Source organism: Enterobacter sp. 6722112, from assembly GCF_058661685.1.
Window position 1 is genome coordinate 172,637 of sequence record NZ_JBZWGR010000007.1, and the last position, 25,069, is coordinate 197,705.

Annotated in this window: 21 protein-coding genes, 1 tRNA gene and 6 pseudogenes; 12 read left to right on the forward strand and 16 right to left on the reverse strand. The window is 51.2% G+C overall.

Annotated features, from left to right (window positions below; translation table 11 throughout):
• Positions 1-168: 168 nt before the first annotated feature.
• The 3 genes from AC4OVU_RS02350 to AC4OVU_RS02360 all read right to left on the reverse strand — a co-directional run bounded on the left by AC4OVU_RS02350 (position 169) and on the right by AC4OVU_RS02360 (position 2,978).
• Entirely contained in the window at positions 169-990 is an 822-nt protein-coding gene (locus AC4OVU_RS02350) for a DUF932 domain-containing protein (RefSeq protein ID WP_008324532.1), read from the reverse strand.
• A gap of 91 nt (positions 991-1,081) precedes the next feature.
• Positions 1,082-1,945 (reverse strand): GTPase family protein, encoded by an 864-nt coding sequence (locus AC4OVU_RS02355; protein WP_001548935.1) that lies wholly within the window; start codon positions 1,943-1,945, stop codon positions 1,082-1,084.
• A 106-nt stretch (positions 1,946-2,051) separates the two neighbouring features.
• Positions 2,052-2,978 carry a hypothetical protein gene (locus AC4OVU_RS02360; RefSeq protein WP_042111109.1) on the reverse strand — a complete coding sequence of 309 codons (927 nt, stop codon included), beginning with the start codon at positions 2,976-2,978 and terminating at the stop codon, positions 2,052-2,054.
• 449 nt (positions 2,979-3,427) lie between these two features.
• Here AC4OVU_RS02360 and AC4OVU_RS02365 point away from each other — a divergent pair, with 449 nt between their 5' ends.
• From AC4OVU_RS02365 to appA, 7 genes and pseudogenes are all read left to right on the forward strand, one after another.
• On the forward strand, positions 3,428-3,634 hold the full coding sequence (locus AC4OVU_RS02365) for a helix-turn-helix transcriptional regulator (protein WP_001547758.1): 207 nt from the start codon (positions 3,428-3,430) through the stop codon (positions 3,632-3,634).
• A 404-nt stretch (positions 3,635-4,038) separates the two neighbouring features.
• The gene (locus AC4OVU_RS02370) at positions 4,039-4,650 is read left to right on the forward strand and encodes an inovirus Gp2 family protein (protein WP_008325050.1); all 612 of its coding nucleotides are present in this window, start codon (positions 4,039-4,041) and stop codon (positions 4,648-4,650) included.
• A 322-nt stretch (positions 4,651-4,972) separates the two neighbouring features.
• Positions 4,973-5,083 (forward strand): annotated as a pseudogene (locus AC4OVU_RS02375) (helix-turn-helix transcriptional regulator); the annotation flags it as partial.
• Between the two features lie 103 nt (positions 5,084-5,186).
• Positions 5,187-6,146: pseudogene (locus AC4OVU_RS02380) on the forward strand (cytochrome ubiquinol oxidase subunit I); the annotation flags it as partial.
• Between the two features lie 11 nt (positions 6,147-6,157).
• Positions 6,158-7,294, forward strand: a complete 1,137-nt coding sequence (appB, locus tag AC4OVU_RS02385; RefSeq protein WP_000460803.1) for a cytochrome d ubiquinol oxidase subunit II — start codon at positions 6,158-6,160, stop codon at positions 7,292-7,294.
• A 12-nt stretch (positions 7,295-7,306) separates the two neighbouring features.
• Positions 7,307-7,399 carry a cytochrome bd-II oxidase subunit CbdX gene (gene cbdX, locus AC4OVU_RS02390; RefSeq protein WP_000270305.1) on the forward strand — a complete coding sequence of 31 codons (93 nt, stop codon included), beginning with the start codon at positions 7,307-7,309 and terminating at the stop codon, positions 7,397-7,399.
• 79 nt (positions 7,400-7,478) lie between these two features.
• Positions 7,479-8,777, forward strand: coding sequence for a bifunctional acid phosphatase/4-phytase (gene appA, locus AC4OVU_RS02395; protein WP_110293081.1), 1,299 nt, complete (start codon positions 7,479-7,481; stop codon positions 8,775-8,777).
• Positions 8,778-8,896: 119 nt separating this feature from the next.
• Here appA and etk read toward each other — a convergent pair whose 3' ends face one another.
• The 7 genes from etk to AC4OVU_RS02430 all read right to left on the reverse strand — a co-directional run bounded on the left by etk (position 8,897) and on the right by AC4OVU_RS02430 (position 16,611).
• Positions 8,897-11,077, reverse strand: a complete 2,181-nt coding sequence (gene etk, locus AC4OVU_RS02400) for a tyrosine-protein kinase (RefSeq protein WP_110293079.1) — start codon at positions 11,075-11,077, stop codon at positions 8,897-8,899.
• 19 nt (positions 11,078-11,096) lie between these two features.
• A complete protein-coding gene (etp, locus tag AC4OVU_RS02405; protein WP_000057871.1) occupies positions 11,097-11,543 on the reverse strand; it encodes a protein-tyrosine-phosphatase Etp in 447 nt (148 codons plus the stop codon).
• Positions 11,531-12,670, reverse strand: a complete 1,140-nt coding sequence (locus AC4OVU_RS02410; protein ID WP_110293078.1) for a polysaccharide export protein — start codon at positions 12,668-12,670, stop codon at positions 11,531-11,533. Before AC4OVU_RS02410 ends, etp begins: the two co-directional genes overlap by 13 nt.
• Positions 12,671-12,715: 45 nt before the next feature.
• Positions 12,716-14,812 (reverse strand): YjbH domain-containing protein, encoded by a 2,097-nt coding sequence (locus tag AC4OVU_RS02415; protein ID WP_045351199.1) that lies wholly within the window; start codon positions 14,810-14,812, stop codon positions 12,716-12,718.
• Positions 14,812-15,558, reverse strand: coding sequence for a capsule biosynthesis GfcC family protein (locus tag AC4OVU_RS02420; RefSeq protein WP_001038066.1), 747 nt, complete (start codon positions 15,556-15,558; stop codon positions 14,812-14,814). Before AC4OVU_RS02420 ends, AC4OVU_RS02415 begins: the two co-directional genes overlap by 1 nt.
• Complete coding sequence (gene gfcB, locus AC4OVU_RS02425; RefSeq protein ID WP_001301846.1) at positions 15,555-16,199, reverse strand: lipoprotein GfcB; 645 nt, start codon at positions 16,197-16,199, stop codon at positions 15,555-15,557. Before gfcB ends, AC4OVU_RS02420 begins: the two co-directional genes overlap by 4 nt.
• Positions 16,200-16,305: 106 nt before the next feature.
• Positions 16,306-16,611, reverse strand: coding sequence for a threonine-rich inner membrane protein GfcA (locus tag AC4OVU_RS02430; RefSeq protein WP_001299283.1), 306 nt, complete (start codon positions 16,609-16,611; stop codon positions 16,306-16,308).
• A gap of 104 nt (positions 16,612-16,715) precedes the next feature.
• On the opposite strand from AC4OVU_RS02430, the pseudogene AC4OVU_RS02435 reads away from it, so the two are divergent.
• Positions 16,716-17,474 (forward strand): annotated as a pseudogene (locus AC4OVU_RS02435) (IS5 family transposase); the annotation flags it as partial.
• 36 nt (positions 17,475-17,510) lie between these two features.
• On the opposite strand, the gene AC4OVU_RS02440 reads toward AC4OVU_RS02435, so the two are convergent.
• Genes AC4OVU_RS02440 through tnpA form a run of 3 tightly spaced genes read right to left on the reverse strand, consistent with a single transcriptional unit; the run spans position 17,511 to position 19,846 of the window.
• Positions 17,511-19,049 carry an IS66-like element ISKpn24 family transposase gene (locus tag AC4OVU_RS02440; RefSeq protein WP_004201219.1) on the reverse strand — a complete coding sequence of 513 codons (1,539 nt, stop codon included), beginning with the start codon at positions 19,047-19,049 and terminating at the stop codon, positions 17,511-17,513.
• Positions 19,050-19,097: 48 nt separating this feature from the next.
• On the reverse strand, positions 19,098-19,445 hold the full coding sequence (tnpB, locus tag AC4OVU_RS02445) for an IS66 family insertion sequence element accessory protein TnpB (protein WP_000612626.1): 348 nt from the start codon (positions 19,443-19,445) through the stop codon (positions 19,098-19,100).
• Positions 19,442-19,846: an IS66-like element accessory protein TnpA gene (gene tnpA, locus AC4OVU_RS02450; RefSeq protein WP_491928619.1), complete on the reverse strand. Its 405-nt coding sequence runs from the start codon at positions 19,844-19,846 to the stop codon at positions 19,442-19,444. Before tnpA ends, tnpB begins: the two co-directional genes overlap by 4 nt.
• 81 nt (positions 19,847-19,927) lie before the next feature.
• Here tnpA and AC4OVU_RS02455 point away from each other — a divergent pair.
• Positions 19,928-20,146 (forward strand): annotated as a pseudogene (locus AC4OVU_RS02455) (IS5/IS1182 family transposase); the annotation flags it as partial.
• Positions 20,147-20,725: 579 nt separating this feature from the next.
• Positions 20,726-21,706 (forward strand): IS5-like element ISKpn26 family transposase, encoded by a 981-nt coding sequence (locus AC4OVU_RS02460; protein ID WP_172514185.1) that lies wholly within the window; start codon positions 20,726-20,728, stop codon positions 21,704-21,706.
• A 100-nt stretch (positions 21,707-21,806) separates the two neighbouring features.
• Here the strand turns inward: AC4OVU_RS02460 and AC4OVU_RS02465 are convergent, their stop codons facing one another.
• Positions 21,807-23,111, reverse strand: coding sequence for a tyrosine-type recombinase/integrase (locus AC4OVU_RS02465; protein WP_193143463.1), 1,305 nt, complete (start codon positions 23,109-23,111; stop codon positions 21,807-21,809).
• 197 nt (positions 23,112-23,308) lie between these two features.
• Positions 23,309-23,384 (reverse strand) — tRNA-Phe (locus tag AC4OVU_RS02470).
• 169 nt (positions 23,385-23,553) lie between these two features.
• Here AC4OVU_RS02470 and AC4OVU_RS02475 point away from each other — a divergent pair.
• Both AC4OVU_RS02475 and AC4OVU_RS02480 read left to right on the forward strand, forming a co-directional pair.
• Positions 23,554-24,261: pseudogene (locus tag AC4OVU_RS02475) on the forward strand (AraC family ligand binding domain-containing protein); the annotation flags it as partial.
• Positions 24,261-24,455, forward strand: a pseudogene (locus AC4OVU_RS02480) (LysE family translocator); the annotation flags it as partial. The pseudogenes AC4OVU_RS02475 and AC4OVU_RS02480, both read left to right, overlap by 1 nt.
• On the opposite strand, the gene AC4OVU_RS02485 reads toward AC4OVU_RS02480, so the two are convergent.
• Positions 24,452-25,027, reverse strand: a complete 576-nt coding sequence (locus AC4OVU_RS02485; RefSeq protein ID WP_017383972.1) for a transcriptional regulator — start codon at positions 25,025-25,027, stop codon at positions 24,452-24,454. The pseudogene AC4OVU_RS02480 and the gene AC4OVU_RS02485 sit on opposite strands and share 4 nt — an antisense overlap.
• Between the last annotated feature and the right edge of the window lie 42 nt (positions 25,028-25,069).

The window sequence follows — 25,069 nt, forward strand, 5'->3', positions numbered from 1 at the left end:
AAAGAGGGGGTCGGACAGGGTATGGACATCACAGAAACTATTTTTCATTTCTGCAAAAGCCAGAGGCAGCGGGGGTTACAGGCCATTCACTCAGTGAGTGAGGACCGCCAGCACGGTGCGATGCGGACAGGTGGTGTCCGATATTAACAAAGCGGCAACATTAAACGGTCACTGCAGTTGCGTGAGCATCGCTTCCGCCATCACCCACAGTGCCCGGTTAAGTTTCACGTCCCCGTCGATACCGCGAACGGCACGGGTATGTGACCGTCCTCCTTTGGCATTACGGCCACTGAGCCCACCCTTAATCAGGTTCTCCTGAATACGCTGGTACGTGGTCCACAGGTCGCTACTCTCATCTTGCCAGCGGCGCGGGGAGAGGATCTGCGACTCAGTCACCGGCTGGTGGTCCTCACCAAAGCGGTACGTCAGCGCGGCTTTTGCCAGTGCCTGCTGCGCAGGTGGTGGCAACAGCAACGACTGCATCGCATCCCGCTTCTCCTCCACCCGGTCAAAAATGCCCAGCACTTCATAGGCCCCCTCAATCACCTGACTCACTACATCGCCTTTGTGCGGCACACGCACCTCGCCAAATGACTCACCGCAGACGAGCCCGTTCTGACAAACCGCACGAAATAAACCCGGCAACATCTGGTACGAACTGGTGCCATCATGGGAGTTGAGCAGGATAATTTCTGGGACCTGTTTACCGGTAATCTGCCCCTCCCGACGAAGGCGTAGCATGTGTTTTGTGTGCTCGCGTCGACCCGGGTCGCGTACCCGGGTCTGACAGGCAAAGAACGGCTGGAAGCCTTCGCGCTGCAGGCTGTCCAGCAGGGATATGGTGGGTATATAGGTATAACGCTCACTACGGGATGCGTGTTTGTCCTCACTGAATACACTGGGCACCACGCGAAACAGCTCTTCGCGGGTTAACGGGCGGTCGCGACGGATAAGATTTGCTGCGCCAAAGCGCGAAGCCAGACGGGTCATAAGCAGACTCCTCATAACGGGAAAACAAATAAAAGGGATCCCCGTCGCATCGGCGACAGGGGCAGGGAAGTAACAGGGATGGGTTAAATACTCAGAAGAAGAAATCCCAGACGGCGCGGGCCACTGACACCACCGTGGTGCGCACGGCCTGAATGACAGCCCGTACCGGGGCGGGTATCAGGGGAAAGGCACTGATGCTATCGAGTACGGCCCCGACGGTTTCACCAAAATCGCTACGAGCCTGTTCCCGGACTACCGTCGTGCGAAAGGAAGACTGGAGTTGCGACACCACCGGGCTGGTGGCCTCACGTGGCAGGCACTTAATCATTCGCTCGGCCATCACCCGCAGTCCCCACTGAAGACGGACCGACACGGCACACACCGGATGTACGGGCTGGAACAGCTCATGCAGCAGACAGATTTTACGGCTGATATTCTGCTTCTGCGCCGTGGACAACGGTCCCCCACCGCTGGTGGGTTCGGCCTTATCCGACTGGCTGATAACAAACAGCACCTTATGCCGGTATACCTCTCCAATCACCTGATGATAAAAATGTTCATCCACCGCCAGCGCCCGGTCATCGGCCTTAATCAGCCACAGAACTAGGTCGAGCCGGGGGAGTTGTTCGCGGTACATCGCAGCATACTCGGTATCGCGAGCACCACTTTCGCCCACGCCGGGCAGGTCCACCAGCGTCATATAGCGGTCGCCGACTTGCAGGCGAAAGCGCAGTGGCTCACGGGTACATGCAGCCACATCGCTGACCGGTGATATATCTCCGGCAAACAGGGCATTGCACAGACTGCTCTTCCCAACACCGGTTTTACCCATAATGCCGATCACTGGCTCGTAGCGGGTTAACTGATTTATCTGCTGCAATATACGTTCAGACACCCACTGTGGCAGACCAGCGAGCGATTGCTGAAACGGCTTCAATCCTTCAGAATTGTTCATTACTACTCCTCTGAAAAATAATACAAAAACGGCAGAATCGTGAGATTCCACCGTTAATCTGGTATGTTCAAAGGGATGATATATATCTGAAAATTATTAACTTGATCTACTTTTTGTCTTTTTTACGTGATGAAACAGCCTGCTGCCAAGCATGCTTCATTTTCTGAATAAAGAAATATTTTTCTTCAACTCCAGTGTCCCAACTATCCATGCATGCAATGATCATCTGTATTCTCATTGCAGTGTTATATGGTTTTAAATAAAAGGGGATCATATTTTTATTTCTCAGATACTCCCAGCAATAGATAGCTTGCTTTTCATCTTTTTTATCTAGCCAGTCATAATCAGTAAGAAATGTATTATATTGCTCTAGCCATTTATCATGCAACTTACGAAAATAGGAAATTTTCTGACTTAAACTTACAGGAGCTAAATCAATAAACCTCATCAAAGTACAAATGCGTTCTTGTTCGGATGTTGTATTCGGGCTGTAGTTGTCGGGATCTGCGCCAGATGTTAAATAAAATCTACGCGAGTATTTTTCAGGTGTATCTCTATTTTTTTCTTTATTGCTAGGGGAGATTCCCACCTGCATTTCGGCTTGTACTTCATCAAGTGAGAAATTTTTAATTTCATCAATGTTTTCAAATTCAAAAAAGGATGCAGGAGTTGAGTTCGGGTTGTAAATATTATCTTGTGCAAAGATATTCACGCTCGAGGAGGTTTCAGGACTGATTCTGTTGTTATATATATACATTAAGGCAAACCACGATCCTCTATCAGAACCTTTGAAACAATCGAACTTCTCTTTGTCAATGATTTTGTAATGGAACTGTTTTTTCAAGTAAGTACGCGCACTTTGTATTGCTTCATTATTGAATAGGAATTTAGTGTTCAATATATGATTAATGAGTTTTTGAAATTCCTCAGGCGTGTCGAAATTACTCGCCTGCTTAATGTAATCTTCGTTGTAATACAGACTCAGAACGTAAAGGGAAAAGAACTCCTCTCTCACTTCGTCATACCTAAGCATGTACCCTCCAGTGTGATATCACATCTGTCCGATGCTTTCAAAAGTATAAATGAACCATGATGATTTGGCATCTGCAAGGTGACTGTTGACTGGTTTTTTGCTGATTTTTTAATGATAAAGTAGTGATTACTAACTGATTAGTAAGTGATTAATGGCTGGTTGCCTCCTGTGATTTTTCTGCCTCTGGTAAATTGGGGGAGAGTACTGATCAACTCACCACTCTGAATAATTTTCATGATTGCACTCTACAAAGTTTCGACATCCGTCAAATTGTAACGGTCAGAGAACAGCGTTACACGAGGTTTTCCGTATCTATGCATTCTTAGTTGGGTAGCTCAACTGCTCCTTCCAGATCTTTTTTTACGTCACACCCCATTCATGTGGAGGAGAAGGCGTGAACAATTAGTTATCGCCTGCTCCGGTGCTCTTCTCGCAATGGGACACTCAGCATGAAAACTAAACCTGCACTACTGGAAGATGAGTTCATCGATATGAAGTTTATCACACGCCTTACTGGCCTGAGTGATAAATGGTTCTATAAGTTGATACAGGAAGGGGTATTTCCGAAACCCATTAAGATGGGTAGGGCTTCTCGCTGGTTAAAAAGCGACCTGGAGGAGTGGTTGCAGGCTAAAATTAATGATTCCAGAAATTAAATATTTTGGACTGTGTTTATCAAATTCCATGCCCTTTTTGCTGCTTAATTTTAAATGACACTCTGATCATGCACCGTGATTGAAATAAGTTATAGCCACCCCTTAATCATTTTTTTCAGACGACATTAACTTCGGAGTAAATAATTTAACACAATGAAATATCAAACCGCATCTGGCCTGAATGTTGAGTATTAATACGTGACGGATTGTTAATATATATCAGTACATAAACCCCAATATTCCAGTAATACACACCTACGCAATACACACCAAGCAATTTAGTCAGCATCACCCAACTAACATCCAACACAAACTCAATAAGCCAGATTTGATACCACCTAATTACCTCAACCATCGCGGGTAAGGTTCCGTCCTGCCCGATATTCAGATCACAGGAATCTATTATGCTTAATGATATTTATCTTGACCAACGTCATGCCCCATTCAATACAACGTATTTGCAACGGATGCTGGGTGTAATTGATAACGCTATAGCACAACACCCAAGGACAATGGCTGTCCGTGTCGATCTACGTCTGCCTGATGACAACTGTAATAGGAATAGTGGTCTGATATCCCGTTTCATTGAATCGCTTAATGCAAAAATCGATGCTCGGTACCGAAATAAAATAAAGAATGGCATCAGGAGCTACCCATGCCAGTTGCGTTACGCCTGGGTTCGGGAAGTGGGAGAAATAAACGAGAAGTCCCATTACCACATGGTACTTTTCGTGAACAAAGACACATTCAATGGACTTGGGAGCTATGGAGAAGGGGGAACGGGATTAGCCAGCCTGATACGTGAAGCCTGGCTGAGCGCTTTGCAACTAGGCCCTTACCCCGAATACCGAACGTTGGTCCACATCCCAGATAATCCCCTGTATTATCTGGATGCCAACGCCACAGACTATCGTGCGGTTTACGATAAGCTCACTTTCCGTCTGAGCTACTTTGCGAAGGAGCGCACCAAGTCATACAGCCGAGATGAACGCTCGTTTGGCTGCAGTCAGTCCTGAGGCAAAACAAACTAAGTCTATAAAGATTTTTTCAGCCTGGCTCTAATCGACTGAATCTCAGCATACTCCGCTTTTGAAGCCTTGACACGTCAGTTGTTCTTTCACCTCTGAGTGGCTACTCGCGACTGCCTGCAGGAGGCTGATTATGTTATTGACCGCAAAATCCATTAACTGACTTTTCGACTTAATCTCCTTAAGTTATGTGAGAAATTTGCCGATATGAAAACATGATCCTCCAGTCGCTACTGACATGCCCTGTCAGTAGCGACTGGTAATCTCAAGGAAAATTACAAGGAGAACGCGCATGAGCGGGCATGAGGTAATGGTACAAAGAATAACCGCTATTATTGCAGAACTTTACCAGTACGGTTTTGTATCACGTAAGAAGATGATGGACGAATTCAACATCAGTGAGCGTACTTTGTATCGTGATCTTAATCGTCTGGGCGACAGAATCGTCCCCGATGGTGATGGTATTTACAGGCTGGCTCCCGCTTACGCTAAACCTCAGGCTCTAAAAGAACAACAAAATCTCGGCCATGTTTATTATGGCGATCAGCGCCTGGTATTTACTGCGCGGACGGGAGCGCGATGTCGCATTACGCTCGTTTGCCATCGGTTCCGTCTTCGGTACTCTGGCGATTATTGGCACGCTGCAACTCGGAGACAGTTCTGCGTATGAAGTCGCGCAAGTACAACCGGTAAAACTGGCGGCGATGGAAGGGGAGTGGCAAACGGAACCTGCACCTGCACCGTTCCATGTGGTTGCCTGGCCGGAACAGGATCAAGAGCGTAACGCCTTTGCCATCAAAATTCCCGCGCTGCTAGGGATCCTCGCCACTCACTCATTAGATAAACCCGTGCCGGGTCTGAAGAATTTGATGGCTGAAACCTACCCACGCTTGCAACGCGGACGTATGGTCTGGCTGTTAATGCAGGAAATATCGCAAGGCAATCGTGAGCCGCATGTGTTGCAGGCATTCCGGGAACTGGAAGGTGACCTGGGCTACGGCATGTTGCTCTCCCGCTATGCGCCGGATATGAATCATGTCACAGCCGCACAGTACCAGGCGGCGATGCGTGGTGCAATACCTCAGGTTGCGCCGGTATTCTGGAGTTTCCGCATCATGGTGGGCTGTGGTTCCCTGCTGCTACTGGTGATGCTGATTGCGCTTGTCCAGACGCTGCGTGGCAAAATCGACCAGCATCGCTGGGTGCTGAAAATGGCGCTCTGGAGTTTGCCGTTGCCGTGGATTGCGATTGAAGCCGGGTGGTTTATGACCGAGTTTGGTCGTCAGCCGTGGGCGATACAGGACATCTTACCGACATACTCCGCGCACTCCGCCTTAACCACAGGACAACTGGCTTTCACACTGATCATGATCGTAGGGCTTTACACCCTGTTCTTAATCGCCGAAGTCTACCTGATGCAGAAATATGCCCGTCTGGGGCCGAGCGCGATGCAGAGTGAACAACCGACGCAGCAACAGGGGTAAAGGAGAAAATCATGTTTGATTATGAAACATTGCGCTTCATCTGGTGGCTGCTGATTGGCGTGATCCTGGTGGTCTTTATGATCTCCGACGGATTTGACATGGGGATCGGCTGTTTGCTGCCGCTGGTGGCGCGTAATGATGATGAACGCCGGATAGTGATTAATAGCGTTGGTGCGCACTGGGAAGGCAATCAGGTCTGGTTGATCCTCGCAGGTGGGGCATTATTTGCCGCCTGGCCCAGAGTGTATGCAGCGGCGTTTTCCGGCTTTTATGTGGCGATGATCCTGGTGCTGTGCTCGCTGTTCTTCCGCCCGCTGGCCTTTGATTATCGCGGAAAAATCGCCGATGCACGCTGGCGTAAAATGTGGGATGCCGGTCTGGTCATCGGCAGTCTGGTGCCGCCGGTAGTCTTCGGTATCGCCTTCGGCAACTTGTTGCTCGGCGTGCCGTTTGCCTTCACACCGCAATTACGCGTGGAGTATCTCGGCAGCTTCTGGCAACTGCTGACGCCATTCCCTTTATTGTGCGGATTGCTCAGCCTTGGGATGGTGATTTTGCAAGGTGGCGTCTGGTTACAACTGAAAACTGTTGGTGTGATTCATCTGCGTTCACAGCTGGCGACTAAACGCGCTGCACTGTTGGTGATGCTGTGCTTTTTGCTGGCGGGTTACTGGCTGTGGGTCGGTATTGATGGCTTTGTACTGCTCGCCCAGGATGCTAACGGTCCTTCCAATCCGTTAATGAAACTGGTGGCAGTGCTACCTGGTGCCTGGATGAATAATTTTGTCGAGTCGCCCGTTTTGTGGATCTTCCCGCTACTGGGGTTCTTCTGCCCATTGCTGACGGTGATGGCGATTTATCGTGGTCGCCCGGGTTGGGGATTTTTGATGGCATCATTGATGCAATTTGGCGTGATTTTCACGGCAGGCATCACGCTGTTCCCCTTTGTCATGCCGTCAAGCGTGAGTCCAATCTCCAGCCTGACGTTGTGGGACAGCACTTCCAGTCAGCTGACGCTGAGTATTATGTTGGTAATCGTGCTGATATTTTTGCCCATTGTGTTGCTCTACACTCTCTGGAGCTACTACAAAATGTGGGGGCGCATGACGACAGAAACTCTCCGCCGTAACGAAAACGAGCTGTACTAAGGAGCAGGAACAATGTGGTATTTACTTTGGTTCGTCGGCATTTTGTTGATGTGTTCGCTCTCCACCCTTGTGTTGGTATGGCTGGACCCGCGATTGAAAAGTTAACGAACGTAAGTCTGATGCGGCGCATTAGCGTCGTATCAGGCAATCAATAATGTCGGATATGAAAAGCGGAAACATATCGATGAAAGCGATCTTGATCCCATTTTTATCTCTTCTGATTCCGTTAACCCCGCAATCTGCATTCGCTCAGAGTGAGCCGGAGCTGAAGCTGGAAAGTGTGGTGATTGTCAGTCGTCATGGTGTGCGTGCCCCAACCAAGGCCACGCAACTGATGCAGGATGTCACCCCAGACGCATGGCCAACCTGGCCGGTAAAACTGGGTTGGCTGACACCGCGCGGTGGTGAGCTAATCGCTTATCTCGGACATTACCAACGCCAGCGTCTGGTAGCCGACGGATTGCTGACGAAAAAGGGCTGCCCGCAGCCTGGTCAGGTCGCGATTATTGCTGATGTCGACGAGCGTACCCGTAAAACAGGCGAAGCCTTCGCCGCCGGGCTGGCACCTGACTGTGCAATAACCGTACATACCCAGGCAGATACGTCCAGTCCCGATCCGTTATTTAATCCTCTAAAAACTGGCGTTTGCCAACTGGATAACGCGAACGTGACTGACGCGATCCTCAGCAGGGCAGGAGGGTCAATTGCTGACTTTACCGGGCATCGGCAAACGGCGTTTCGCGAACTGGAACGGGTGCTTAATTTTCCGCAATCAAACTTGTGCCTTAACCGTGAGAAACAGGACGAAAGCTGTTCATTAACGCAGGCATTACCATCGGAACTCAAGGTGAGCGCCGACAATGTCTCATTAACCGGTGCGGTAAGCCTCGCATCAATGCTGACGGAGATATTTCTCCTGCAACAGGCACAGGGAATGCCGGAGCCGGGGTGGGGAAGGATCACTGATTCACACCAGTGGAACACGTTGCTAAGTTTGCATAACGCGCAATTTTATTTACTACAACGCACGCCGGAGGTTGCCCGCAGCCGCGCCACCCCGTTGTTGGATTTGATCATGACAGCGTTGACGCCCCATCCACCGCAAAAACAGGCGTATGGTGTGATATTACCCACTTCAGTGCTGTTTATCGCCGGACACGATACTAATCTGGCAAATCTCGGCGGCGCACTGGAGCTCAACTGGACGCTTCCAGGTCAGCCGGATAACACGCCGTCAGGTGGTGAACTGGTGTTTGAACGCTGGCGTCGGCTAAGCGATAACAGCCAGTGGATTCAGGTTTCGCTGGTCTTCCAGACTTTACAGCAGATGCGTGATAAAACGCCGCTGTCATTAAATACGCCGCCCGGAGAGGTGAAACTGACCCTGGCAGGATGTGAAGAGCGAAATGCGCAGGGCATGTGTTCGTTGGCCGGTTTTACGCAAATCGTGAATGAAGCACGCATACCGGCGTGCAGTTTGTAATGCATAAAAAAGAGCATTCAGCTACCTGAATGCTCTGAGGCTAATGACAAACGAAGAACTGTCTAATGCGTAGACCGGAAAAGGCGTTCACGCCGCATCCGGTCACTTTACCTTCAGTTTTACTCTTTCTCGGAGTAACTATAACCGTAATAGTTATAGCCGTAACTGTAAGCGGTGCTGGCGCGTTTAATCACACCATTGAGGATAGCGCCTTTAATATTGACGCCTGCCTGTTCCAGACGCTGCATTGACAAGCTCACCTCTTTGGCGGTGTTCAGGCCAAAACGCGCAACCAGCAGGCTGGTGCCGACAGAGCGCCCCACGACCGCAGCATCGCTCACCGCCAGCATCGGCGGCGTATCGACAATCACCAGATCGTAATGGTCGTTCGCCCATTCCAGTAATTGACGCATCCGATCGCGCATCAGCAGTTCAGACGGGTTAGGTGGCACCTGACCGCGAGTAATCACATCAAAGCCTCCTTTGCCAAAATGCTGGATCACTTTGTTGAGCTCATCTTTACCTGCCAGATATTCCGACAAGCCATGTGCATTACTCACGGTAAACAGGTTATGCGAATAACCACGGCGTAAGTCGGCATCAATAAATAACACTTTTTGATCGGACTGGGCGATCACCGCTGCCAGAGTTGAACTGACAAATGTTTTACCACTGTCTGGCGTCGCACCGGTGATCATCAGAATGTTATTCTCAGTCTCCATCATAGCGAAATGCAGACTGGTTCGTAGCGCACGTACGGCTTCCACAGCAGAATCCGCCGGGTTATCCACCGCCAGGAAGGGGATATTTTTATTACGATGGCGCTGCTGATTAGAAAATAAATTTTTCTTACGCAGACGGGTACGTTTATCCAGCCACTCGGACATCGGGATGGTGGCATAAACGCTGATGCCGTGCTCTTCCAGTTGTTCCGGGGCTTCTACACCACGACGCAACATCGCACGCGCCAGCACGGCACCCACCGAAATAAACAGGCCAAGAATAAAACCAAGCACCACATTCAACGCTTTTTTCGGTTTCACTGGCTGCGGCTGAGTGACTGCCGGGTCGATAATCCGCACGTTACCAATGGCACTGGATTTCGAAATACTCAACTCCTGCTGGCGGTTAAGTAATTGCAGATATACCGCACGGCCCGCTTCTACGTCACGACTTAAACGCAACACTTCCTGTTGGGTGGAAGGCATAGCCGATACCCGCTTATTCAGGCGTTTGCGTTCTTGCTCTAGCGTCTGGCGTTTTTCCAGCAGCGCACGATAAGTTGGGTGATCTTTCTTATACAGCTGGGAGATCTCTGCCTCGCGGAAGGTCAGCTCATTGAGTTGATTATCAACGTTCACAATCTGCTCAAGAACGGCTTTGGCTTCCAGGTTAAGGTCAACCGAATCGCGCTGCTGGCGATAAACGTTGAGTTTTTCTTCCGCCTGGTCCAGCTCGCTGCGCACTTCTGGCAACTGGCGCTGTAAGAATTCAAGGCTTTGTGAATCCTGCGCCGCCTGGCGAGCGATATTCTGTTGCAAATAGTTGTTAGCGATGCTGTTCAGAATACGAGTAATCAACTGGGGATCATCACCAGTCATGGTAAGTTCCAGCATCCCGCTTTCTTTACTGCGTTCGCTAACGGTAAAGGTTTCCTGCAACGCGTTAATCGCTTCCAGTTCGGTACGCTGGCTCAGGACAAACTGTGTTCCTGGTTTGGCCTTAATGTCCGCGATAGTCAGCGCAACGCCATCTTTTTCCAGACGCTGGCCGACCATACCATTGACGGTGAACTCTTCACCTTCCAGCGTATAGTGGCCGTTTTCCCCAACCGTGAGTGTCAGTTGCTGATCCTGACCATTCAGTTGTGGAATATGCATCCAGCTGATCGCCAGCTCACCTGGTTTTTCTTTGGTTAATCTCGCCCAGCCGCGACCCACAATCGGAAAATACTTCTGCTCAACCATGTCGCGCAGATTCAGTTCAGCAATGGTTTTACCGAGAATCATGCGCGATTGCAGCAGTTGGATCTCCGGTGCAGACTCGGGCGATGAGTTAGGGATCATATCGCTCAGGCCGCTGAGAATGGCGTTGCCCTGTTTCTGCTCAACCTGGACCAGAGTATCTGCCTGATAAATTGGCGTGCTTAACAGCGAGTAAGCGACAGCGATCAGTGTGAATAACGCGGTCACGCTGATAATAAACTTACGGTGATCCCATAACTCGCCGACCAGACGAAGCAGATCGATCTCATTTTCCTGAGTGCTGCCTGGTGGCGTATTCATATTTTTAGTTGTCATCGTATTTTATAAACTCAAATTACCGGCTGAGGCGCTTCGCCCATTCCTGACTGGCGCGCTCCAACATACCGTAGACATGTTCAAATGCGTCCTGACTTTTACGATAGGGATCCGGGATCTCTTTCTGTTCCAGCCATTGCCCAAACAGCATTGTCTTCCCGCGGACCTCGGGAGCGATTGCGGTAACCTGAGCAATATGTTCCGACTCCATTGCCAGAATCAGATCGTAATTTCGTGCCATCTCAGCAGTGAGCTTACGTCCGGCATGTCCTTCAAGAGATACGCCATGATTAGCGGCAACATCTGCTGCTGTCGCATCTGCAGGGTGTTTTACCAGACCATGAACACCTGCCGATTTGACTTTTACGCCTGGCAGACGTTTACGCAGCAAGCGCTCGCCAATGGGCGAACGGCAAATGTTGCCGGTACAAACCACCAGGATTGAGTTAAATTTTAGTTGGGCCATGTTTGAATCCACCGTGAAGTCTCTGTCAGGTCATGCACCCCGGAAATCGTCGGTACCAGCAGGGAAATCACACGGTTCCAACGAGCCAGCGGCGCGGTAGTGACATAAACAATGTCGTAAGGTTCAAGCTGGAATTCCGTTCCGAGTATCATTGCCGATGCGTCCTTCGCATTCAGCTGATAAATATTGGCGATTTTGCCATTCTGCTTGTTTTGCGTTGCACGAATAACAAAAATCCCCGTCGCATCAGCGACATCCTGATTCATACCCTCAGCGTTACCCAGCGCTTCCGCCAGGGTCATACCGCTGCGGTCCATTTTCAGCGTGCTCTGTTTACCCACTTCACCCATCACGAAGACTTTCAGATCATCGTTGCGCGGAATAAATAAAATATCGCCCGGGTGCAGCAGTTTGTTCTGGCGCAAGTCGCCACGCTGCATCAGCGCATAGAGGTTCACTTTGGTCTTTACGCCATTCTGGGTGAGCACCACATTGCGCCAGTCTGCATCTGCGGTCAGACCGCCCGCGGCGTTAATCGCATCCATGATGGTCAGAGGAATATTGGTAATCGGCTGCTGACCCGATTTGCTGACTTCGCCGGTGACGTACGCTTTTTGCGAGCGGAACGTCGCGACGCTGACATCGACTTGCGGGCTTTCAATGACTGAATCGAGACGCGCTGTAATCTCGTTGCGTACCTGGGTAAGTGTTTTCCCGGCCACTTTCAGGCGACCAATATAGGGGTAGAAAATCGCACCATCGGCGTTAACCCAGTTGCCGGTATCACTGGCGCTACGGTATTGCCCTGCGGGGGTGGTTAGTTCCGGGTGATCCCAGACCGTAACCATCAACACATCACCAATGCCGATACGATATTCATAGTTCGCGATTTGCTGCTCCAGCTCCGGGTTAGCCTGCGACATAATCGGTTTGGCGCGCAACTGATCAATCAATCCTGGCGTGACGGGATAGATATTGACCATTTTGTCCAGGTCATACTGATTGTCAGGTAGTTCAATGACATCCTTGTTACTGGTCGATAAATTCTGACCAGGAACAAGGGTACATGCTGTCAAAGACAGAACAGCCAATGTCAGTACCGAAAACTTAAAAATGTTCTTTTTCATTGGTTTATATTTATCAGTCAATGTAATGTTATGAATTACGTCAGGTTATTGTCCAACCGGTACTTCTCGCTCTGCCGTCATTGGATAGAGCTGGTATTTGCGTGACAGCATTTGTCCACCATCACGCGTCAATGGTGTCCACGAAACCACCGCGCGGTTGCGGTTAGGTCCAATGGTCATCAAGTCGAACGGAATCGAGATATAAAAACCTTTACTAAAGCCGCCTTCGCCATAGTCATCTTTAGATACGTTACTGATTGCCGCCCATACCCCTACCGCCACGCCGCTGTCAAAGCGTTTGGCGACGTCGATCGTTGCGCCTTTATCTTTTGCCAGATATTGCCCAACGCTAAGTTTCATCAGTACGCCATTGAGCGTCGGCGGGTTCCAGTAAGCCGTCACGAAACCTGTGGGTGTGGAATAATCGGTGAAGCGCATCATGTTGTCCCAGTCACGTTGCTTCACGTAGTTAACGTCCACACCCAGCGCCCAGCTGGCATCTAGCGGGCGATAAAGCAGCTCGGAACCGACACCGGCGTACATCGTTTCCAGATAACCGCCATACACCTGGCCATAGAAACCATTGCCTAAGTCGGCAAAGTAGTTCGCCTGCAAGTTGTTGAGATAAACGTCATTGCGAACGTAATCACGGATATGCGTGCGCACGCGGGGCAGGGTAGAGTCCGCGGGTAATAGCGAAGACTTAAACTTGTCGTAGTTATTGTAAATATTGGTGAAAATACCGCCATCAAGCAGCAGGTGGTCAGTAAACCAGTAGCGGGCGCTGGACATCAGCCCCAGCTGGAACATATAGAAATCTTCCGGGCCGCCCAGCGACTGTGAAAGTGTTGGGTTGAAAGAGTAGCTAAAGCGATCTTCACGAATACGGTAGCCCCGACCAAAGGCAGAAAGATCTTCAGCTTCAACACGTTGTTGTTGCAGTGGCTCTGATTGACCAGACGCTGTACCTGCCAGCTGTTTGCGCAGGCTGGCTACGTCGGTTTCGGTAGTCACCATCGCCATATGCTCGCGCTTTTGCGTCACGCTAATCTTCTCAACGCCTTGCGGCAGGTTATTCACCAGAATCCGGCTGGCACGATCGACCGCTTCACGAGAATCACGGTATTTGTATTGCTGACCAGACATATACAGCGTCTTATCGCGTAGCTGAATTTCTGGCGCGTCAAAGCCCGCGTTATACTTCAGGGCGGTAAGTTGGTTTGCTACCGTGGTGTACTGCAATCCTTCAGATTCAGGCGCAGGTTGATATGCCGGTTTTGGCGTATCGCGCAGGGCAGGGCGCAGATCGTTGAAATTGGTCCGTAAAGTGAAACCAAACATCAACGTGTTACCGCGTTCATAACTCAGGTTGAGGTCTGCCCAGTTGGCAGCGCGATAAACTGCACCGACGTTGAAATGGCTTGCCTGAGGCAGTTTGCCAGCGAAATCATTCTGGTAATTGTTGCCGTCGTATTCGAGTTTCAGACGCAGGGGATTCCACGGCGTTTGATACTCAATGCCGCCAAAGATGGAGGCCGGGCCACGAAAGATATCGCTAAAGCTGATATCGCCCGCATCGTGAGACTCTGCGCGATGACAATATTTATCGCTCACCCGGCAAAACGGGTTGGTAATATTGCCCGCATTACCGGCGTAGCCCCATGCCATCCCGAGGGTGAAATCAAATGGCCCCGCTTGCTTGCTGGCCACCAGATACTCACCGTCAAACAGACCCGTACCAGCAATATCACGTTTACCAAACGCCACTTGCGGTAGCCAGTAACCTTCTTCCCACAGGCGAAGTTTAAAATCGAATGATTTGTCTTTGTATGACTGATCGCCGCTGAAATCTTCCCACTGGCTATATTTACGTGTGCGCACATCCGTATAACGAATGGTGCCTTCCAGCCATGGGAACAGCGCCACGGAGGTGGAGTAGAAACGGTATTGATCGTTATCCCGGTAGTTGACGCTGAATTCACCCTCCGGTGCGATGCGCGCATTTGGCATCTGCAACAATCCTGTGCCGCCAAAGTCCGATTGCGACGAACCCAGCGGATCCGGGTAGGTTAATACTTCAGCATGACAGGCACTGGAGACGGCAATGGCCAGGCAGCTTAAAAGATAAGAATTCTTCTTCATCAGTCAGGAACACGTTGCGTTAAAACAGACACAATCTGGTCATTTAAATCAGCATATTTTTCGGGCAGTACATGCGCAGAAAAGCCTAACCAAAGCTGGCTGCCAGGCGGTGGTTCCACATGTCTTTTATTCCACAGGGCAACAGGGGCGACGACAGTCTCACCCTCAGGCGTAATCACGATAACGTTATTCTTGTCCGCGCCTGCAAGACGGGGGTGATCTTGCAGATAATCGGTAACGCTACGGCCTGCCTGCCAGGGCAATTGCCCAGCCCCAGAAACCGCACCCAGCAGAGTAATAGTCACCGGACGCTGTACGGTATAGAGCGTATAGTCCCCGACCAGCGGGGGATTGCTGTTCTCATCCACTCGTACAAAATCAGGGTCCAGTTTGACCGGTAAGCGACCAGTGATATTGAGATTGAGTAACTGCTGGCGCACGGATTTAATCGTTGCCGCCACATCGTCGTCAGCTTCTGCTTCCCAGGAAGCAAGCTGTGCCATGACATGTTGGTAGTCTTTAAGCGCTTTAGCTTTCGCCGCAGAGTCGGTCAGCAAGGCACCAGGCCACCAGAGGCGATCGCGCAGTTGCGGTTGTGTCACCAACTGGGCAACATTTTCCACGGGGCCAACGGAAAGTGTCTGTTGTTCGCCAGGCAGATAAATAGTCACCGTTCCTTGCGCAAAGGCATGGGGTGTCATTACGTAAAGTACGCTGGCAATGAAATACGACTGTAATTTATTCATGGTGCGGGTTTAAGAAACGTCATTTCTACGGGAATAACCCCTGCGCCTAACATTTGCCGACTTTGACGAACCTGGCCAGTAGCCGAATCGACCCAGAATGTGTTTTGCCACTGTTTTTCTGGCAGCGTGGAAGTCACCTCTTCCTGCCAGACATTACACAGCACATCGCGACCCGCAATATGCAGCGTCTCTAATCCAGCAAAGGAAAAAGTGGAACTCAGGGTCGCAGAGCGAAAATGGTTGTCTTCACTCCAGAGAATATCGCGCGTCCAGCGGCTGCCGTCTTTTATTGCCAGCGCGTTACGCAGAGGGTCCTGCCCGGAATTTGTCACTTCCAGCAGATTATTATTAAGTTTGACGGTCTTTAAAAGACGTCCATTATGAGTAACCAGCATGGCGTTATCCTGGGATAACCATTTGCTTTGTTCTTGTTCTATATATCCCAGTACCACAAAGATTCGTTGCCCTTCATTAAGGCGTAAATACATCGTGGAATAAGGCAACGCCTGGATCTGCTGATCCGCTACGGTGATATCCTGATTATCGAAAAGGCTGGCGCGAAATGTATCGACCATACTTTGCTGGCTGTGCGTACATCCCGCAAGAAATAGTGCGAAAATCGATAAAATAAGAGGGCGCACCTTTAATCCTTGAAAGGTTAATTAAAAAAATGCAAATCTCTAAAGCCCGGTACGAATATCGCAACCGGGTGTTATTTAACTTTAATTTCGACGCGTTTAAGCAGAATTAGCGCGTAGTGGACGTGGTGGTTGAGGTGTTATGAGAACCGCCATCGCCACTGTCATTTGCTGCAACTACTGCCAACGTCGCCACACCAACAGCCGTTGCCACACCGACAACTGTCGCCGTGCCGACAGCTCCAGCAGCCACGCCACCAGTGGTAGCAGCCGTCGTGGTTGCACCGGTAGTGGTCGTTGTGGTGCCAGTAGTACCCGTCGTTGCCTCGGTCCCGTTTGCTGCTTCAGGGGCAGCAAACGCAGCTGGCGTCGTCAACATGAAGGCCATAAGGATTGCAGAAAGCTTGTGTTTCATAACTTTTCCTTTATTCATCGCATGGACAATACGTACGCTTGAGATCAGGATTGTCTACTTTGAGTATAACATGACTTTGTTGAATAAATCGAACTTTTGCTGAGTTGAAGGATCAGATCACGCATCTTCCCGACAACGCAGACCGTTCCGTGGCAAAGCAAAAGTTCAAAATCACCAACTGGCCCACCTACAATAAAGCCCTCATCAACCGTGGCTCCATAACTTTCTGGCTGGATGATGAAGCTATTCAGGCCTGGTATGAGTCGGCAACGCCTTCATCACGGGGAAGACCTCAGCGCTATTCTGATCTCGCCATCACCACCGTTCTGGTCATTAAACGCGTGTTCAGGTTGACCCTACGGGCTGCACAGGGTTTTATTGATTCCATTTTTACACTGATGAATGTTCCGTTGCGCTGCCCGGATTACACCAGTGTCAGCAAGCGCGCAAAGTCGGTTAATGTCAGTTTCAAAACGTTCACCCGAGGTGAAATCGCGCATCTGGTGATTGATTCCACCGGGCTGAAGGTCTTTGGTGAAGGCGAATGGAAAGTCAAAAAACACGGCAAAGAACGCCGTCGTATATGGCGAAAGTTGCATCTGGCAGTTGACAGCAAAACACATGAAATCATCTGTGCAGACCTGTCGCTGAACAATGTGACGGACTCAGAAGCCTTCCCGGGTCTTATCCGGCAGACTCACAGAAAAATCAGGGCAGCATCGGCAGACGGCGCTTACGACACCCGGCTCTGTCACGATGAACTGCGGCGTAAGAAAATCAGCGCCCTTATCCCTCCCCGAAAAGGTGCGGGTTACTGGCCCGGTGAATATGCAGACCGTAACCGTGCAGTGGCTAATCAGCGGTAAGCGTGCAGCGAGAACCGTATTGACGGGGATGTGTTATTCAGTTGGCAGTGCTACGCGCCAGGGGAGTAGTTCGCTGACCCGGTTTATCGGCCAGTCAGCTATAACATCAAGCACATGGCGAAGGTAGCTTTCTGGCTCCACTCCGTTCAGTTTGCATGTCCCGATCAGGCTGTACAGCAGCGCTCCCCGCTCTCCTCCATGATCCGAACCGAAGAACAGGTAGTTTTTGCGGCCCAGGCTGACCATCCGTAGCGCATTCTCAGCTATGTTGTTATCTGCCTCGGCCCAGCCGTCGTCAGTATAGTAAGCCAGCGCCGGCCACTGGTTCAGTACGTACGTGAACGCTTTCGCCAGTTCTGAGTGTCGCGACAGCGTTTTCACCTTTTCACGCAGCCAGCTTTCCAGGGATTTCAGCCGCGGTTTAGCTTTTTGCTGACGTTCTGCAAGGCGTCGCTTCGCCGGCATCCCCCTTATTTCCGCCTCGATGGCATATAACTCACCGATCCGTTTCAGGGCTTCCTCCGTCAGCGCTGACGGGGTGCGAACGTGCACATCGTGGATCTTGCGGCGGGCATGAGCCCAGCAGGCAGCTTCCGTTATCTGTCCATTGCGGTACAGTTCGTTGAACCCGGCGTACGCATCCGCCTGCAGAACACCGCTGAAGCCAGCGAGATGGCTCTGCGGGTGGATACCTTTTCTGTCCGGGCTGTAAGCGAACCACACTGCCGGCGCCAGCTCTGACCCGGCGTTACGGTCGTCACGAACGTACGTCCACAACCGCCCGGTCTTCGTTTTCTTATTACCTGGCAACAGCACCGGGACAGGCGTGTCATCAGCATGGAGCTTACCGTCAGTCAGCACATAGTCCTGAAGCGCCCCTTCCAGCGGTGACAGTAGCCGGCAACACGCATCCACCCAGCCCGACAGCAGTGAGCGGCTCAGCTCCACACCCTGGCGGCCGTATATTTCAGACTGGCGGTACAGCGGGGTGTGCTCTGCATACTTTGAACTCAGCACGCGGGCCAGCAGCCCCGGTCCTGCGATACCCCGCTCGATGGGCCGTGAAGGCGCGGGGGCCTGCACGATGGCATCGCACTGAGTACAGGCATGCTTTTCACGTACTGTCCGGATAACCCGGAAGGCGCTGCGCATCAGCTCCAGCTGTTCGGCGGCATCTTCACCCAGGTAACTCAGCGCACCACCACATTCCGGGCAGCATGACGCTGCCGGCAGCAGCCGTTTTTCGTCACGGGGAAGTGATTCAGGGAACGGTTTGCGGGTACGGGTCTGCCGCAGCGGGCGCTGCACGGCCGGGTCATCCACCCGGCCGGTAAGGGTATCGCTTTCTTTCTGCAACTGCTTAAGGTCGGCTTCCATCTTCGCGATACGGCGGGAGACTTTTTCGGAGCGGCTGCCGAAGTTCATCCGGCGCAGCTTATCCAGTTGCGCCTGCAGGTGATCTATTTCGCGTTCACGCTCGTTCAGCTTTTCCAGAAGGGCACGGTTCAGCGCCTCCTGTTCGGCAAGGAGACGTTTCAGTTCATCGATATCGTCAGGAAGTAAGCTGTTCATACCGGGTATATTACCAGGCTCATTCAGCGTCGACCAGGATAAAGAGGCCTACAACATAGTCAGTGACGTAAGCAGTCTTTTAGGCTGCCGCCAGTCGATACCTTCAAGGAGCATCGCCAGCTGTGCCGGTGTGAGGAACACTTTGCCATCCCGGGCTGACGGCCAGGCGAAGCGGCCGCGCTCCAGCCGTTTGGTCAGCAGACACAGTCCATCGCCGGTAGACCAGAGGAGCTTTACCTGACTGCCATTACGCCCACGGAAGATAAAAACGTGACCTGACATCGGATCGTCTTTCAGCGTCGTCTGCACCTTTGCCGCCAGGCCGTTGAAGCCGTTTCTCATATCGGTGATGCCAGCGACCAGCCAGATCTTTGTCCCTGATGGTAATGGGATCAACGTTTGAGCTCCCGTATCAGCAGGTTCAGGATATTTTCGCTGATGGCACCATTCAGACGGAGTGATCCGTGCCGGAACGTCACTTCACAGCTGATATTGAGTGATTCAGGTGCCGCAGCAGCTACAGGTTGTGACCGGGGGGAGGTTGCAGGGACAACATCTTCGGCATCAAGTGTTATCGGGAACAGCTCAGGCACGTTGTTTTCTGTTGTTGAAGGAGGACGTAGTTTTCCTTCGCGCCAGTACTGGCGCCACTTGAACAGCAAATTATCGTTGATCCCATGCTCACGAGCGAGTTGCGCTACGGAGATCTCTGGTCGATGCGAGAGTTCAACCATTTTGATTTTGAACTCAACGGGATAATTAGGGCTTTTTTTACGCACTGCGGTTAATGATTTCATGGATAGCGTCCACCATATTTGGTGTCCATTATCCTCTCAGGAATTTCAGGATCTGCCAGACGGTGCTGAGACGACGCTTACAATCAGCGAATGACCGGGAGTAATGCGCGGTGGAAATGGACAACAGATTACAACCGTCGCTCGATAGCGGAAACGGCGATGTACCGGGTAAAACAGCTGTTCGGGGGTTCACTGACGCTGCGTGACTACGATGGTCAGGTTGCGGAGGCTATGGCCCTGGTACGAGCGCTGAACAAAATGACGAAAGCAGGTATGCCTGAAAGCGTGCGTATTGCCTGAAAACACAACCCGCTACGGGGGAGACTTACCCGAAATCTGATTTATTCAACAAAGCCGTCCTGTGACTCAATGAAATCCATTGATTTATCGAATATAAAATCACCGTATGGACAGCTATTGTCCATATTGAAAAAGTTGGATGCAATGTTTTGTTTATAATTCGATATCAAATGAACTGGTTGTACGAGGTTCAGAACACAAGCTCATTAAACAGTACGTCAGGACTATTGATTTCATAACAGTGAATACATTTTTTACCGTTTATAATAACTGCATGTGTTGGACGGGGATACCAGAGCAGCCGAAAACACCGGGGGTTATTACTTGCTCTCATGGAAACCATATATTCCTGGTGCTAATCACAGTCATAAATAGCCTGAAGAACGTGACGAAGGGACTTTAATGGAAGCCGGAGTAACTTGTCAGAAACATCAATCTTCGTCATCATTTCAAAGAAAAATAATTAGTTAAAGCAGTCCGGGCTGATTGCCCGGACTGCTTACTATTTTAAGGAAGGTGCGAACAAGTTCCTGATATGAGATCATCATATTCATCCGGAGCGCATCCCAGAGGGACATCATGAGCCATCAACTCACCTTCGCCGATAGTGAATTCAGCACTAAGCGCCGTCAGACCCGAAAAGAGATTTTCCTCTCCCGCATGGAGCAGATTTTGCCATGGCAGAATATGACCGCTGTCATCGAGCCGTTTTATCCCAAGGCGGGCAATGGCCGACGGCCCTATCCGCTGGAGACCATGCTGCGTATTCACTGCATGCAGCATTGGTACAACCTGAGCGACGGTGCCATGGAAGATGCCCTGTACGAAATCGCCTCCATGCGCCTGTTTGCCCGATTATCCCTGGATAGCGCCCTGCCGGATCGCACCACCATCATGAATTTCCGCCACCTGCTCGAGCAGCATCAACTGGCCCGTCAATTGTTCAAGACCATCAGTCGCTGGCTGGCCGAAGCAGGCGTCATGATGACCCAAGGCACTTTGGTGGATGCCACCATCATTGAGGCACCCAGCTCTACCAAGAACAAAGAGCAGCAACGCGATCCGGAGATGCATCAGACCAAGAAAGGCAATCAGTGGCACTTTGGCATGAAGGCCCACATTGGTGTCGATGCCAAGAGTGGCCTGACCCACAGCCTGGTCACCACCGCGGCCAACGAGCATGACCTCAATCAGCTGGGTAATCTGCTTCATGGAGAGGAGCAATTTGTCTCAGCCGATGCCGGCTACCAAGGAGCGCCACAGCGCGAGGAGCTGGCCGAGGTGGATGTGGACTGGCTGATCGCCGAGCGTCCCGGCAAGGTAAAAACCTTGAAGCAGCATCCGCGCAAGAACAAAACGACCATCAACATCGAATACATGAAAGCCAGCATCCGTGCCAGGGTGGAGCACCCGTTTCGCATCATCAAGCGGCAGTTCGGCTTCGTGAAAGCCAGATACAAGGGGCTGCTGAAAAACGATAACCAACTGGCGATGTTATTCACCCTGGCCAACCTGTTTCGGGTGGACCAAATGATACGTCAGTGGGAGAGATCTCAGTAAAAACCGGAAATAACGCCAGAAATGGTGGAAAAAATAGCCTAAATAGGCTGATTCGATGTGTTTGCGGGAAAAAAATCGGCCCAGATCCGCGAAATTTTAATCAGCGAGTCAGCTTGGGAAGAAATGACCTGCTTATTCGCACCTTCCTTAATGGATTGTTAATCTTTGCATATTCAAACGGACTGATACCCTTCTCCCGGTTCGCATCCAGAAAATCGGCCCACCATTGCAACATCAGTCGCCGTTCTTCCAGATGTTCTGCTTTATGGATATACGCAGCACGTACACCATTACGCTCCTGATGGCTCATCTGACGTTCCACAGCATCGCGGGACCACAAACCTGATTCAATCAATGCACTGCACGCCATCGCCCGGAATCCATGGCCACAGACTTCCTGAGTTGTGTCATACCCCATCACCCTCAGGGCTTTATTTACAGTATTTTCACTGATTGGTTTACGCGGGTCATGTGCACCCGTAAATATCAGACCATTTTCACCTGCCCATGTCTGAAGTTCTGTCAGTATGGCTACAGCCTGTTTGCTGAGTGGCACAAGATGTGGTGTTCGCATCTTGGAGCCCCGGTGTGAGAATTTTACGCCGGGCAGAGGTTCGCGTTCGGCTGGAATAGTCCACATGGCATTGTCAATATCAATTTCAGACCACCGGGCGTATCTGAGTTCACTGGAACGAATAAAAACCAGTAAATTCAGCATAACGGCAAGCTGGGTGACAGGTTGCCCCTTGTAACTGCTAATACGCGACAAAAGTTCAGGCAGGCGAGAAAGATCAAGAGCGGGGCGATGCTGGCGTTTTACAGTGGTCAATGCGCCAGCCATATCCAGAGCAGGATTATATCTGATGATGCCAGACTGTACGGCATAACGCATTACAGCAGATATTCTTTGCTGCAGACGACTGGCGATTTCATAAATTTGTTTAGCTTCTGCGGCACGAACAGGGATAAGCAGGTCCGGGGTACGGAGTGTTGTGATATCCCGGTTGCCGATAAAGGGGAAAACGTGTGTCTCGAGGCTTTTGAGTACTTTATCGCTGTGTGATTGTGCCCATTGTTTATTACTGGCATGCCAGCGTCGTGCAATATGTTCAAAAGAGAGTTGTAAATCAGGGACTACTTTTTTAGCTCTTTTTTGTTCGCAAGGGTCAACCCCCTCCGAAATCAGTTTTCGGGCCTCATCTCGTTTTGTACGAGCTTCGGAGAGAGAAACTTCCGGATACACACCAAGTGCCAGGGTTTTCTCCTTACCCAGAATACGATAACGGAGACGCCAGTAACGGGAACCATTAGGATGAACCAGCAGGAACATGCCGGCCCCGTCAGTGAGTTTATAAGCCTTGTCGGTGGGCTTTGCAGCCCGGATTTTTGCGTCAGTCAGTGCCATAGTTCAGCCTTCTGAATGCGTTAAAGAGGGTACAAATTCTGTCGAACTGGGGTATACCCGCAATTATACCCACACAATGGGGTTGATGTGGGGGGAATCTGGTTGAGTTCGGTAGAATTGATTTGGAGGCAGAACGCTTAAATTGTGGCGTTCTGAAACGAAAAACGGACCTCCGTGGAGGTCCGTTGATATGAATTTGGTGCCCGGACTCGGAATCGAACCAAGGACACGGGGATTTTCAATCCCCTGCTCTACCGACTGAGCTATCCGGGCAACGGAGCGCATTAAACCGCAATCGCGCGCGATCGTCAACATTATTTCGGGAAAAGCTGTTCAACTGCTTAAGTTTGCGGCAATCTGTCCGTTTGTGCCCTGGAATTGCACAAATCTTCCAGACAGTTCAGGCAAGATGTGACAATGCTGACGGTAAGAGGAGGGCAGTATGGCAAACGACTGGCTTGAGCTGCGTCAGCATGCAGAAACAGGTATTGAGACAATTAAGGCGCATTTCGAAGGACATGCCTTTGATCCCCACTGGCATGATAGCTATCTGGTCGGAATAACCCTTTCCGGCACGCAGCAGTTCCACTGTCGCCGTGAACGCCACCGTAGCCAGCCGGGCGATGCTTTTTTACTTGAGCCCGGGGAGATCCATGACGGTGATGCACCGGTAGAGGGGGGCTTTACTTATCTGACCTTTTATCTGGATGAACACTGGCTCACCCGTACGCTTCAAGGGCTGTACGACTCTACTCCCGGGAGCTACACCCTCCACTTTGCCCAAACGCTGACGCGAGAGCCTCAGTTGGTGCGCGCTATCGGTGATACATTTGCCTCGTTGCATAACGATGAAATGAAGATCGTCCAACAGAGCACAATGGATAACCTGCTCTCTCAGATCACTGCCCACTGCCACTGGCGTAAGAAACTCCCGTTGCAGTTACAAAGCTCCGCCGTGGCGCATCGTGCCCGCGACTATCTCTATGCGCATATCGGCGAGAACGTGGGGCTGTCAGACCTTGCCCGTGAGACGGGTACGGACCGCTTTACGCTCACCCGCTGTTTTAAGCGCGAATTTCACCTGGCACCGCACGCCTGGCTTATCCAGCTGCGCCTGGCAAAGGCCCGACAGATGCTGGCGTGTGGGGAAGCGACCATGCATTTCGGGATGTTGCGCTGATGGCGCTAGGGTTTCTGGCGATCTCCGTGGTCTGTTTGTTGTGCTGGGCGTGGCTGGGGAAGGCGGTGAACCGGATTTTCCGCACCACCGTGGCGATGGTGCGATTTCAGCGCGCGATGGCGCTGTGCTTGTTTATTTCCGCCTGGACGGGAATGCTGGCTTAGGTCAGAGCACCACCCATACGACACTGCGCGAACCGCAAAATATCTTCCGCCAGACGGTGCGCCGTATCCACATCCGCCTGGCTACGGTTCACCAGCATGCGGCTCAGGCAACCTTCCAGCACCAGCTCCATCTGCTTCGCGACCATTGCCGGGTCATCCACTTCAAGTGTGGTCAGCAGCTCGTGTGTGAACTCGTGCGCGGCACGTTTTTGCTGATCTGCCAGTTGATGGATGGGGTGTCCGGGATCCGGATAGTAGGTGCAGGCGGCGATAAACAGACAGCCTGGGTAACGGTTGTTGGTTACACACTCCGTCAGTGCGGTATAGCGCGCCAGCAGCTTTTGCTCGGTGGTCAGCTCTTCATTCAGCATCAGCTGCCTGCGCCAGATATCCACCTGCTGGCTGAGATAGCGCAGGGCATCATACAGCAGCGCCTCTTTATCCGGCCAGAAGCGCTTAAGTTCATCCAGAGGGTAATCGATACGGTCGGCGACCATCTCAAGCGTGGTGCTGGCGATCCCTTGAATCTCAAGCAATTGCAGGGCTTGTCCCAGTACGTCTTCGCGTTGCACGGTTATCTCCTCCGCTATTCCCAACGGTTTGTCCCGTCTAAA